Raw genomic sequence first — 12,303 nt, 5'->3', positions numbered from 1 at the left:
CGCCCCGCCTGATTCCCTTCCCCCGGCAGGGAAACTTCCTCCAAGAAAGTTGAAATCCGTTGGTTACGAGTGGAGCTAACCCCGGGTTCTCCCAGATGACGAACCGTTACACCACCATATAGGCCGCCTGGACTTGTAATCTCTAGCCGATCTATAAACATATTGATCTGCACCTGACTCCCTTGAGCTGATGGCGAGTAATCTCGGTGCATCAGCGCGTTCACTAAAGCCTCACGTACGGCAATTGGTGGATAGTCGGGAAGATCGGTCCGAAACTTTTCACTAATCATGGCCCCAGTGCGCATATTCCGCTTGACTATATCGACACCGGCATCTACCAGTTCGGGGATAGTACCCGTCAGCCTTGCACTGTCGAGAAGCCTCAAACCAGTGGTTACGCTACCTTTACTTGTCCCTGGAAAGAGCGCGAATGTAACAGTCAAGCGCGGGAAGAACTCTTGAGGGTAGTCCCCCATGACCAACAAGGCAGCCAAGGTCGCACTCCCATCCTTGGTGATTCTGAGCCTTCTTAGCGCTACCTCACGACCTTCTTTGAAAGTCTTGGGGCGCTGCCGCTGCTGCACCTGCAGATATTCTCCGAGCACCTCTGGGTCTAGATCCTCTACAGTGGCCTCGGGAACTGGCCTTTCGTCCCATTTTGGCTGGGTATGCTCTTCGAGAAGCTTGTCGATTTCGTAGTTTGAAAGCTTGGTATCCCCCTCCCCCGTACGAATGTAGCTTCCTCCGTATCGGCCTTGATTCGTTACGTAGCAAGGTTTGTCGAAGGGGCTGAATTCCTCTATTTCCGCCGCGACGATACGGCCTCCTTCAAAAGGAAGCACCGATATTTGCGGTCGCACTGGTGGCGTCACTTGCCTGCAGCGCGTCTCTAGCGCATCCTGCGCCTTGAGAGCATCGAATTTGTCTACTGGAACAAATCCAGCATCTTCGTCAAGCCCGACAATGATGAGACCGCCACCAGCATTAGCAAAGGCACTCAGAGTTTCACGAATACTCTTGCCGACGTTGCCCTTAACTTCAACAGCTTGAGTGTCTGAACCTACCAGGCGTAGATTCGCGACGATTTCCTTCAAAGAACCTTCGTCCATGGTGGCTCCACCTAATTCAACTTCCCACTCATCTTCGCACCTAACATAACACTGTGGGATGTTAGGTGGGAAGCTAGGTGTTATGCTTCTCTTCCCATTCAGTGTAAGAATGACAGACTCGCCGCAAGAAGCCTGCGCTGGTTCACATTGGTGAAGCTGTGAACAAATCCTGCGGAGGCAGAATGACTTTGTTTCAGTTCTGTGCATTAAGGGGCGGCGTCAGATCCCGAGATTCCTGGGCTCCGCGCCAGGTAATAACCGCGCCGGCTGTCGCGATCAGAACGATGCCTGCCACCATGGACCAGCTGAGCTGGTCTCCGGAAAAAGCCCAGCCCAGAATTGCTCCGATCACAGGATCCAGCGCGAAGAGCGTGCCGACAACCGCCGCCGAGACAATTCCGGCGGCGATCGTATCCACTACATAGGGAACAACGGCGCCGATAAAGCCAGAGATGACGATAATGCCCCACATCGTGGCGTCAATATGCGGCACCGCCGGGACAGAGAACGGCGCGAGCACGAGTGCGGCTACAACCACGGACAGCGCCAGATCGGGCATGCCACCGCCCTCGGTCTTGCCAACGCGGGCTGCAAACAGCGTGTAGGCGCCGAAGAAGATTGCGCCGACCGCGCCGAATCCAATACCGACAATGTCCAGGTCATTGGAGGGCTGCGCGATCAGAGCAACGCCGATGAACGCAGCGATGGCCCACAGGCGGGAGCGCCACATGGTCAGTCCTAGAAAAGACACCACGCAGGGGCCAAGGAAGTCGATGGTGACGGCGACGCCCTGGGGCAGGCGGGCGATGGCTGCGTAAACCATCATGTTCATCATGCCTATGGCAATACCGTAAACGACGATGTTGAGGGCGCGGGCGCGCGTCATTCCGGACAGCTTCGGGCGGAAGATGACCACCATGATGATGGCGGCGGCGGTCATACGCAGGCCCGATACACCCGGCGCGCCGACAGTAGTAAGCATGTCCGTGACCAGCACCGCCGCGGCTTGGGTACCCAGGGATCCGACGAGGACCAGGAGGACCGGCGCCACCGGTAGGGCGAGGAACTTGCTCACTCGCCGCGGCGATGGATCTTGCTGAGCTGCCTTTGTTTGGGTTTTCTCACGCAACACTCGTGCGATATTAGTGCAGCCCCCGTTATCCGAAACCTCTGAGCCCTAGCCACGGAATAGTAAAGATAGTAAAAATAGTAAAGATAGTAAGAGATAGTAAGGAGGCAAGATGCCGTCCACTTCAGCTCGACCCAAGAACCCCTTCACCGCAACAGTCGGGAAGACACCGCTGGTTCTTGCAGGACGCGATGAATACCTCCACGATTTCGATGCCGCCATCCAGGATGGCCCCGGAAGTCATGAACGTATCTCCATCATTACCGGCCCTAGGGGTATCGGCAAGACTGTTTTGTTAAATGAATTCGAAGCGGTCGCGAAGACGCACTCATGGCACGTCATCTCCGAAACCACGACTCGTGGTTTCAACGACCGCATTCGTGACCGTGCCTTCAACCTCCTTCAAGATCTTTCCGACGAACTCAAGCGTCGCCTCTCCGGCATCAATCTCTCTTACCTCGGCTTCGAGACCGAAGCTATTCCCTCCTTTTCGCCCACACCGACGTTGAGGTCGGTGCTCGAAGAGCTTTTCGACCGACAGGCTGAGCTTGACGTCCGACTCAACCAAGAACCAGTCGGCCTACTTATCACCCTGGACGAGCTGCACTACGCCCACATGGACGAAATCATTGAGTTCGGGACAACCATTCAACACCTCGTCCGCGAAGACCGTGAGATTGCGATTGCAATGGCTGGCATTCCTGGTGCTGTAAAACCACTTCTTGCCGCTGACGAAGGTCGTAACCCTGTGACCTTCTTGCGTCGCGCGAACAGAATTGAAACCGGAATGGTGCCGATTGAAGAAGTACGCACAGCGCTTGAAAAGACCACCGAGCAAGTCGGGGTCTCGTGGACCCTTCAAGCACTCGACAATGCAACCAAGGCGACCGGTGGCTACCCCTTCATGATTCAGCTAGTTGGGCAACACGCTTTCCGTAACTACACCGACAACGCGATCGACGAAGAAGCAGTATCTCGCGGAGTTAGTTCCGCCCGGAGAAAGCTCGGACAGCTCGTGCACGAGCCTTCGATTGCGGATCTGTCTGAGGTCGACCGGACTTTTCTCATCGCAATGTCGACCGACGATGGGCCCTCTCGCATGTCGGACATCGCGACTCGAATGGGCGTAGACGCGCAGTACGCAGGAAACTACCGCAAACGCCTCATCGATGCAGAGATGATCCGCCCAACGGCCCACGGATTCGTCGATTACGAGCTGCCATATATGCGCGAGTATTTACGCTCCCACCACGCGACCGATGCAATGGAGCAGTTCTCCATCTGGCCGGAGTAAGCCCCAAACCGGCACCTAGTGCCCGCGCTCCTGCTCCAGCGGCTCGCCCGACTCGAAGTACGGTGCCAACTTGTTGTCGTACATCGACAGCGCCGCACCGATGGCCATGTGCATGTCCAGGTACTGGTAGGTGCCCAGGCGCCCGCCGAACAGCACCTTGTTATCCGCGGCCTCCGCCGCGGCCAGCTTGCGGTAGGCCTCCAGCTTCTCGCGGTCTTCCGGGGTGTTGATCGGGTAGTACGGCTCGTCGCCCTCCTCCGCGAAGCGGGAGAACTCCTTCATGATGACCGTCTTGTCCTTCGGGTACTTGTCGCCCCGCTCCGGGTGGAAGTGGCGGAACTCGTGGATGCGGGTGTACGGGAACTCGGCATCGTTGTAGTTCATCACCGGGGTGCCCTGGAAGTCTCCGGTGTTCAGCACCTCGGTCTCGAAGTCGAGGGTGCGCCAGCCCAGGTGGCCTTCGGCGTAGTCGAAGTAGCGGTCCAGCGGGCCGGTGTAGACAACCGGCGCATCTGGGTTGGCCGCGCGGACCTCGTCGCGGATCTCGAACCAGTCGGTATCCAGGCGCACCTCGATCTTCTCGTCGGCGGCCATGTTCTCCAGCCACGCGGTGTAGCCCTCCACCGGCAGGCCCTCGTAGGTGTCGTTGAAGTAGCGGTTGTTGAAGGTGTAGCGCACCGGCAGGCGGGAGATATTAGAGGCCGGCAGTTCCTTCGGGTCGGTCTGCCACTGCTTGGCGGTGTAGTCGCGCACGAAGGCTTCGTACAGCGGGCGGCCAATCAGGGCGATGCCCTTTTCCTCGAGGTTCTTGGCCTCTGCCGGGTCCAGCCCGTCGGTCTGGTCCTTAATCAGCTGGCGAGCCTCGTCCGGGCTGTAGTACTTGCCGAAGAACTGGTTGATCAGTCCCAGCCCCATCGGGAACTGGTAGGCGGTGCCCTTGTGCATTGCAAACACGCGGTGCTGGTAGTCGGTGAAGTCCGTGAACTGGTTGACGTAATCCCACACGCGCTTGTTGGAGGTGTGGAACAGGTGCGCACCGTACTTGTGAATCTCGATGCCGGTCTCCGGCTCGGCCTCGGAGTATGCGTTACCGCCGATGTGGGAACGCTTCTCCACCACCAGCACGTTCTTGCCGGCCTGGGTTGCCGCGCGCTCGGCCACGGTAAGGCCGAAGAAACCGCTGCCGACAACGATGAGGTCGTAGTTCTGTCCGCTCTGTGTCTGCTCAGTCATGCCTGCCAGGTTACCGCGCTAACTCACTGTTTTTTGGTCATGACGCCACCTCGGTGTGCCGCCCGGTACTGCGATTTCAGGCAAGCGGTTCTTTAAACCCGGCCCAGTCGGGCAGCTCCTCCACCCACTCCCCCAGCCAGGCTTCCGCAAAGCCGAGCATTCCGGTGTTCCACATCACCCAGAAGACGCCGCTGAAGACCACGGCGCAACCCGCCAGGAAGCCCACGCCGATGAGGCTTTTGGCGGCCACCCCTTGCCGCTTCCAATAATCCTCGAAGCTGTCATATTTCCGCAGTCCCCAATCCAACAGTCGGTTGGGCCAGGTCATCTCGAAGGAGAGCACGCCGATGCCGAAGAACAGCAGGAACCAGCCCGGCCCGGGCGTGGGGATGATGAGGATGCCGCCGACTACGCACAACCAGCCCGCTAGCAGGGTCAGCGGGCGGACGAGGAAGCCGTAGCTTTTCTTTTTCAGGCCCTCGTGGCGCACCTGCAGCTGGGCTACCTTCCGACGTACGTTTTCGCTCAGCTTGGACATGGCTACTTAAAACCACCGTTCGAGGACGGCGGCAACGCCGTCCTCGTCGTTTGTCAGGGTGACCTCGTCGGCGATTTCCTTCAGCGATTCCTCGGCATTGCCCATCGCCACGCCGTGCCCTGCCCAGGTGAGCATCTCCGTGTCGTTGGGCATATCCCCGAAGGCGATAGTCTGCGCGGCATCCACACCGACCTGCTCGGCGATCCATTCCAGCGCGGAGCGCTTGGAGATCCCCGCTGCCGCGACCTCCACCAGGCCCCCTTCATAGCTGTAGGTAGCTTTCGCCTGGGTGGCGTCAATAAAAGGGCGCACCGCGGCAAAGAGCTCGGCCGAGGTCCGATTGGGGTCCCGGACCAGCAGCTTCACCACGGGCGTGGCGGCGAGCTCTTCGAGGGACTGGACGGCATGCTCGGTGGAATCCCAAGCGTGGTCGTAGCCGGGAGAGACGGAAAATAGCTCGTCGGCGCGGTCGAAGGCGCTGGTCCCGGCGCGCTCGACGGCGAAGCCTACCCCAGGAACCGAGTCGCTGAGCTGCGCAATGAGGGCGCGGATGAGGTCGGGTTGGAGGGTCGCGGCGTGCACGATCTGATCCCGGTCGGCGTCATAAATAATGGCGCCGTTGGCGCAGGCACAGACGGGCCGGACGGGCAGCTGCTCGAAAACGGGCATCAGCCAGCGCGGCGGGCGGCCGGTGGCGATGGTGAAGACGGTGCCTCGGCGCAGCATCGAATTCACCGCGCGGCGCATCCGCTGCGAGACCCGCTCCCTGCTGTTGAGCAGGGTGCCGTCAACGTCGCTGACCACCAGCAACGGGGAATCCTGCATCGCTCGGGCCTACTTTTTGCGCAGACGGTTAATGCGCTGGCGCAGCGGCACCAGGATCTTATTGATGCCCGTGGCCTGCTCGCGTTCGCGAGCCTCGGCGGCGGCGCGACGCTCGGCCTCGGCCTTCTCCTGGGCGCGCTTTTCCTTACGGGCTGCGGCATCGGCGCGGTCCTGAACGGTGGCTTCCTCCAGCGTCGGCGCGGTTCCGCCGAGGGCAGCCGGCACCCAGAATTCGCCCTTGGGCATGGAACCGAAGCGCTCTTCCCAACGTTGGCGGGTCAGGTCCATCTGCTCGACCATGGCCTGGTGCAGTCGCTCGGTAGTAGCCTGGGCATCCTCGGTGACCTCGACCGGCTTGCCGACGGTGATCACCAGCTGGGTTTCCTTCGGCCGCCAAATTGGCTTGCGCCCCTTCGTCCACACACGCTGGGAACCCCAAATCGTCAGCGGGATCAGCGGCACACCAGCCTGGTAGGCAATTCGCGCGGCGCCCTGGCGGAACTCCTTGATCTCGAAGGATCGAGAGATCGTGGCTTCCGGGAAGATGCCCACCAGGTCGCCGGCCTTCAGCTGCTTGATGGCCTGGTCCACCGAGGCCTGCCCGTCCGCGCGGTCGACCGGGATGTGGTTATAAGAGCTCATGAGCGCGCCCACACCCTTGACGTCGAAGATCTCTTTCTTCGCCATGAAACGAACCACGCGTCCACCGCGCACGTGCGCCGGGACGCCACCGTAGGTGAAGTCCCAGTAGCCAGTGTGGTTAACGGCGATCATCGCCGGCCCGTCGGCGGGAATGTTCTCCGCGCCGTAGACCGCGCAATCTAGGTGCTGCATGTAGCGGAACCACAGCTTGGCGATGCCGATCGTCGGAAAACCATAGGGGAACTCCTTGGCTTCCTTGTGGCCGGTGATCTTGGGCTGGTAGCCATCGGGGAAGCTGAAGCTATCGAGCAACGACATGGGTGGCGGTTACCTCTCCTGAGTCCTTGGAAACTGTGGCCCGGCCAGCGCGCGGGGACGCGCACAGGGCCGAGTTGGCACTTTAGGCGCCGGCTTCGCTGGGTTATTCGCTGGGCTTCAGAATATCTTTACCGACGAAAGGACGCAGCGCCTTCGGCACAACTACGGAACCATCAGCCTGCTGGTGGTTCTCCAAAATGGCCACCAACCAGCGGGTTGTCGCCAGGGTGCCGTTCAGGGTGGCGGCGGTCTGCGCCTTGCCGTCGGCATCGCGGTAGCGGGTCTTCAGGCGACGGCCCTGGAAGGTGGTGCAGTTGGAGGTACTGGTCAACTCGCGGTACGTCTGCTGGGTGGGAACCCACGCCTCCGTATCGAACTTGCGGGCCGCCGAGGAGCCGAGGTCGCCGCCGGCGACGTCGATCACGCGGTAGGGCACCTCGATGGCCGCCAGCATTTCGCGCTCCATGGCCAGCAGCTCCTGGTGCAGCTCCGTGGCCTCCTCCGGCTTGCAGTAAACGAACATCTCCACTTTGTCGAACTGGTGGACGCGGATGATGCCGCGGGTGTCCTTGCCATAAGAACCGGCCTCGCGGCGGAAGCAAGAAGACCAGCCGGCGTAGCGCAGCGGACCGTTGGAGAGGTCGATGATCTCCTCGGAGTGGTATCCGGCCAGCGCCACTTCGGAGGTGCCGACCAGGTACATGTCGTCTTCTTCCAGGTGGTAAATCTCATCGGCGTGAGCCCCCAGGAAGCCGGTGCCGGACATGATCTCGGGGCGCACCAGCACCGGCGGGATCATGAGCTTGAAGCCGTGCTCCACAGCCTTCTGAGCTGCCAGCTGCAGCATGCCCAGCTGCAGCAGCGCACCGTCGCCGGTGAGGAAGTAAAAGCGGGCGCCGGAAACCTTCGTGCCACGCTTCATGTCGATTAGCCCCAGGGATTCGCCCAGCTCGAGGTGATCCTTCGGTTCGAAGTCGAACTGCGGCGGCTCGCCCACCACGTCGAGGGTGACGAAGTCCTCTTCGCCGCCGGCCGGCGCACCTTCCTCCACGATGTTGGAGATCTGCATCTGCAGGTCGTAGACGGCCTGCTCGGCGCTGGACTGGGCCTCCTCCAGCTTCTTGACGGACTCGGCCTTCTGCTTGCCCTCCTCGCGCAGGGCCTGCTTCTCTTCGTCGGAGGCGGAGCGCATCTTCTGCCCCATCTCCTTGGAGAACGCCTTCTGTTCCGCACGGGCCGCGTCGGCGGCGCTGATGGCCTCGCGGCGCTGCGAGTCGGCCTCCAGAAGCTGGTCGATCAGCGCTGGATCCTCCCCACGAGTGCGCTGGGATTCACGGGCTACATCGGGGTTATCGCGCAGAAACTTCAGATCAATCATGGTGCTTAGCTTAGCCGGTTCGCCCTCGCAGTTGTCTGCCCAGTTCCCCCCTATGGCACAACCCCTACTAGACTGGCCTCACAATTACAGTCCAATACAGCCGAATACACGAATACAGTCGAAAACCCGAAACAGATTTAGAGCGAGCCCCATGACCACCAGCGAAGCGAAAACCCGCCGCCGAGCACGCAGCATAACCGTCGCACTGTTCGCCGCCCTGTGCGGCGGTGTCAGCGCCGCAGCGTTCGCCTTCGTCGCCCCCGAAGGCAGCACCCCGCTGGTACCGGCCGATGAAAAGCAGGGGCAGCACGTGAGCAACACCACGTTCACCGAGGCCAGCAACGGCGACTGCGTAAATTGGAAGCCCGGCAAAGACGGTGTGAACTCCGGCTTCGCCACCGTGGATTGCGAGCAGCCTCACCGCTTCGAGGTCAGCTCCCGTGAAGACCTCGGCCAGTACCCCACCAGCGAGTTTGGCCCATCCGCAAAGCAGCCGGACTTGAAGCGTCAAGAAGAATTGACCAACGAGCTATGCACCGGGCCGACGATGCAGTACCTCGAAGGCAAGCTAGACCCGGAAGGACGCTACTCCATCTCCCCGATCCTGCCCCCGCAGTCCGCGTGGAACGACGGCGATCGCACGATGCTGTGCGGCGTGATGGTGCCGGACGCCACCGGCCGCACCACCGAGACCACCGGCTTCGCCGCTAAGCAGGATCAGTCGCGCTACTTCGAAAAGGACCGTTGCGTCCGCGCCGATGGCGATCTGACCAACGAGGTTCCGTGCGAAGAGCCGCACGCCTGGCAGGTGACCTCCGTGGTGAACCTCGGCGAGGAGTTCCCCGGCGCCTGGCCGGATACGAAGAAGCAGAACGAGTTCCTGAACAAGGTCTGCACCAAGGCCGCGCAGGATTACCTGGGTGGCGACGATGCGCTGTATAACTCCACGCTCACGCCGTTCTGGACCACGCTGCAGCGCCAGTCCTGGGATGCTGGGTCGCGCACCGTGAACTGCGCCTTGACGTTCGGTCGCCCCGGCGGCGGATTCGCCACCCTCGTCGGCGATGTGCGCAGCGAATTCACCATCGACGGCCACCCGCCGAAGACCCCGCCGAAGCGCAACCCGCTGCGCCGGGATGCAGGCCCCGAAAACGCTGGCAACCCCGGCGCAGATGCAACACCAGAGGGCGGCGCCCCGGCCGCAGAGGCCCCGAACGCCAACCCAGCCCCGGCGCCGTAGGTGGACACTCCCCATGGCCATCGAAGTTTCCCCCGAGCGCTTCGAAGAGCTCGTTGACCTCGGCCTTCGGCGCATCCCCCGCGAGCTGTTGGATAACGTCAGCAACGTCGCCATCGTCACCGAGGACTACAACCCCGAAAGCCCGGACATCCTGGGTCTTTACGAGGGCATCGCGCTGACCGAGCGCACCTCCGAGTACACCTCTGCCCTGCCCGACAAGATCACGATCTACCGCTACGCCCTCGAGGACATCTGCGACACCGAGGAAGAGCTAGTCGAGCAGGTCGCCATCACCGTCATCCACGAGCTCGGCCACCACTTCGGCATCGACGACGACCGCCTGCACGAACTCGGCTGGGGCTAGAGCGTCGCCGCGCCCCACCCCAGCACTTCGAAGGAGCCTTCCAAGCTGTCAAGCACCCCGGAGCGCGCCGCCGTTGTTTCGGCCCTGTTCGTTTCTGTTTTATTTTGTGACGCCCCAGGCCGGCCCACCGCAACGTCAGCCAACTCGGCAATGGTGTCTGGCACGCGCAGGGTAATGACGTTGCCGTTGGCCAGGTAGTGCATGAAGGCCCACTCCGGATCCACCCCGCCCAGGAAGCGGGCGACCAGGCGGATCACGGCACCGTGGCTGACCAGCGCAATATCAGTGGGCTCGCCACCGTTCTGTACTGCCTCCCGGTTAGCCGCCTCGTTGTCGGCCAGTGCGACCAGCAACGTGGCCAGGTATTCGCGCAGCACCTCCGCGCCGGACAGGCCGCCGGGCACGACCTTGTCCACTCGGCCGAGCATCCAGGCACCCAGGATGGAGTGGTAGGCCTCGTGCGAGTCCTCGTCGTTCTTCATTTCGTACTGCCCGGCGGGAATCTCGGAGACGCGCGGCAGGCGCTGCAGCGCGGCTTTAATGTGATCCGTCGCGCGGGCGGAGGCGGTGGCGTCATCTAAAGATCCCCCGTGGGAAAAACCTGCAGGAACGATCTCTCCTCCAAAGGCACCGGCCAGCCCCACGGCCGTTTGCTGCGCACGGGCTGCAAACGAGGAGGCGATCTTCAGGCGCTGGGTGCGCTCGGTGAGCCAGTGACCGGCCTCTGCGGCCTGCTCCCAGCCCAGCTCGGTGAGGTCGGCGCCGGGTAGAGCGGTATCCAGGGCGTGAATGGCGTTGGAGGTCGTCTGGCCGTGCCTGACCAGGAAAAGACGTGTTGATTGTGCCATTGCCTAGCTACCCTTCTGACCGCTCTTGAGTTCCTCAATCCATCTACTGGATTCAGCGTAGTTCGGCGGGGCACTGCCCGCATGGCGATGCAGCGGATGGGCGGTAGAGGACTCCGCGACCGGCAGAGCCTCCGCCGACGGCCAGCTGCCCAGGAAGCGCACGTCCTCCGCACGGCGGTACAGGCCGGCCAGGGCTTCGGCCACGGCGGCATCCTCGATGTGGCCGACGATGCCGATGTGGAAGACGTAGTTGCCGTTGGCCGCGCCCTCGCCCTTTTCCCCAGTACGGCGGGGGCGGGAGCCGATGCGCGCCATGTCCACCTGGCGGGTGGACAGCTCGGCGATCGCATCCAACAGGCTAGAGGGCACGTTCGGCAGCCAGAGCACCATGCCACTGCGATCGTTGCCCGTGCGTTCGGTGGGCTTACCGGGGTTGCCAACCAGGATGAAGCGGGTCTGGGCGCCGGCGACATCGGCCACCCCCTCGGCCACGGCGTCCAGCTGGTGGATCTCCCCCGCCCGGGCTGGCGCTGCGGCGGCATCCGCCTGGCCGGCCTTCACTGCGGCCGCGGCCGCCCCGTTACTGGAGGCGGGGACGAAGGTAACGTCCGGCAGGTTCTCCGCCACCCAGTTGCGAACCTGCGCCTCGGCGACGGGGTGCGTGGTCAGCGTCTTGATGTCCTCCAGCTTGGTGCCGGGGCGAACCAGGATGGAGAAAACCACCGGGACGAGCACCTCGCGGTAGATCTGCAGCGGCTTACCGTAGGTCAGCGCATCTTCCGTCTGCGAGACTGGCCCGTCCACGGAGCTTTCCAACGCCACGCAGGCGAAGTCGGCCTCGCCGTCGCGCACCATGTCCAGCGCCACCCGTGGGGAGGCGACGGGAACCTCGGTGGCGCCCTCCGGTACTGCGCCGAGCTGCTTAAACCGCTTCAGCGCCTCTTCGGTGAAGGTCCCTTCGGGGCCGAGGAACGCCACGCGCCCAAAAGAATCAGACACAGAAGAATCGCTCGTCGAACCGTTCTTGCAACCACTCATGCAACGCAGTCTAGTGCAGATCCCCACCGAGGATTCCCTGCGTTTCCCGGAGACGAAGCCTCCCCGTCCATACCCCGGGTATATCCTTGGAAAGCAATGAACCGCACGCCCGACCAGCCCAGCACTTTCGCCGTCCGTCTCGCCCGCGCCCGGCGCGATACTGGGCTCAGCAACGCACAATTGGGCGTGGCCCGCGTCTACGACAACCCCCACAGCTACGATTTCCTGCGCAGTCACCCGGATCTCCCCCTCAGTGGCGAAGAGGTGCTGATCAAGGACCTGCAGCAGGTGGCGGGCGAGGTCACAACCATGGGGTCGGTCCACCACAGCTTCGTGGCCAACTACCA

General features: G+C 62.2%; 12 protein-coding genes and 1 pseudogene. 4 read left to right on the top strand and 9 right to left on the bottom strand.

The window, feature by feature from the left end; all coding sequences use genetic code 11:
* Nucleotides 1-1,109: RNA-binding domain-containing protein (locus Q0331_RS10160; protein WP_298076232.1), on the bottom strand; the 1,109-nt coding region annotated here is incomplete at its 3' end.
* Nucleotides 1,110-1,302: 193 nt separating this feature from the next.
* On the bottom strand, nt 1,303-2,184 hold the full coding sequence (locus Q0331_RS10155; RefSeq protein WP_298076231.1) for a DMT family transporter: 882 nt from the start codon (nt 2,182-2,184) through the stop codon (nt 1,303-1,305).
* Between the two features lie 166 nt (nt 2,185-2,350).
* Here Q0331_RS10155 and Q0331_RS10150 point away from each other — a divergent pair, with 166 nt between their 5' ends.
* Nucleotides 2,351-3,532: an AAA family ATPase gene (locus Q0331_RS10150; RefSeq protein ID WP_298076230.1), complete on the top strand. Its 1,182-nt coding sequence runs from the start codon at nt 2,351-2,353 to the stop codon at nt 3,530-3,532.
* A 15-nt stretch (nt 3,533-3,547) separates the two neighbouring features.
* Here the strand turns inward: Q0331_RS10150 and glf are convergent, their stop codons facing one another.
* From glf to serS, 5 genes are all read right to left on the bottom strand, one after another.
* Nucleotides 3,548-4,765, bottom strand: a complete 1,218-nt coding sequence (gene glf / locus Q0331_RS10145) for a UDP-galactopyranose mutase (RefSeq protein ID WP_298076229.1) — start codon at nt 4,763-4,765, stop codon at nt 3,548-3,550.
* Between the two features lie 76 nt (nt 4,766-4,841).
* A complete protein-coding gene (locus Q0331_RS10140) occupies nt 4,842-5,303 on the bottom strand; it encodes a TIGR02611 family protein (protein ID WP_298076228.1) in 462 nt (153 codons plus the stop codon).
* Between the two features lie 6 nt (nt 5,304-5,309).
* Nucleotides 5,310-6,128 (bottom strand): HAD family hydrolase, encoded by an 819-nt coding sequence (locus tag Q0331_RS10135; protein ID WP_298076227.1) that lies wholly within the window; start codon nt 6,126-6,128, stop codon nt 5,310-5,312.
* Nucleotides 6,129-6,137: 9 nt separating this feature from the next.
* Nucleotides 6,138-7,088 (bottom strand): 1-acyl-sn-glycerol-3-phosphate acyltransferase, encoded by a 951-nt coding sequence (locus Q0331_RS10130; protein WP_298076226.1) that lies wholly within the window; start codon nt 7,086-7,088, stop codon nt 6,138-6,140.
* 103 nt (nt 7,089-7,191) lie between these two features.
* Nucleotides 7,192-8,466 carry a serine--tRNA ligase gene (gene serS, locus Q0331_RS10125; RefSeq protein WP_298076225.1) on the bottom strand — a complete coding sequence of 425 codons (1,275 nt, stop codon included), beginning with the start codon at nt 8,464-8,466 and terminating at the stop codon, nt 7,192-7,194.
* 151 nt (nt 8,467-8,617) lie between these two features.
* On the opposite strand from serS, the gene Q0331_RS10120 reads away from it, so the two are divergent.
* Nucleotides 8,618-9,706 (top strand): septum formation family protein, encoded by a 1,089-nt coding sequence (locus Q0331_RS10120; protein WP_298076224.1) that lies wholly within the window; start codon nt 8,618-8,620, stop codon nt 9,704-9,706.
* Between the two features lie 13 nt (nt 9,707-9,719).
* Nucleotides 9,720-10,070 (top strand): metallopeptidase family protein, encoded by a 351-nt coding sequence (locus Q0331_RS10115; protein WP_239317353.1) that lies wholly within the window; start codon nt 9,720-9,722, stop codon nt 10,068-10,070.
* Here the strand turns inward: Q0331_RS10115 and Q0331_RS10110 are convergent.
* Both Q0331_RS10110 and pheA read right to left on the bottom strand, forming a co-directional pair.
* A complete protein-coding gene (locus tag Q0331_RS10110; RefSeq protein ID WP_298076223.1) occupies nt 10,067-10,918 on the bottom strand; it encodes a histidine phosphatase family protein in 852 nt (283 codons plus the stop codon). The two genes, Q0331_RS10115 and Q0331_RS10110, sit on opposite strands and share 4 nt — an antisense overlap.
* Before the next feature lie 3 nt (nt 10,919-10,921).
* A complete protein-coding gene (gene pheA, locus Q0331_RS10105; protein ID WP_298076222.1) occupies nt 10,922-11,956 on the bottom strand; it encodes a prephenate dehydratase in 1,035 nt (344 codons plus the stop codon).
* A 96-nt stretch (nt 11,957-12,052) separates the two neighbouring features.
* Here pheA and Q0331_RS10100 point away from each other — a divergent pair.
* Nucleotides 12,053-12,303 (top strand): annotated as a pseudogene (locus tag Q0331_RS10100) (amidase); the annotation flags it as partial.

The organism is uncultured Corynebacterium sp., assembly GCF_937999985.1.
Lineage (GTDB): Bacteria > Actinomycetota > Actinomycetes > Mycobacteriales > Mycobacteriaceae > Corynebacterium.
Note: the sequence above shows the minus strand (reverse complement) of the source record. Positions and strands in the feature narration are given on the sequence as shown.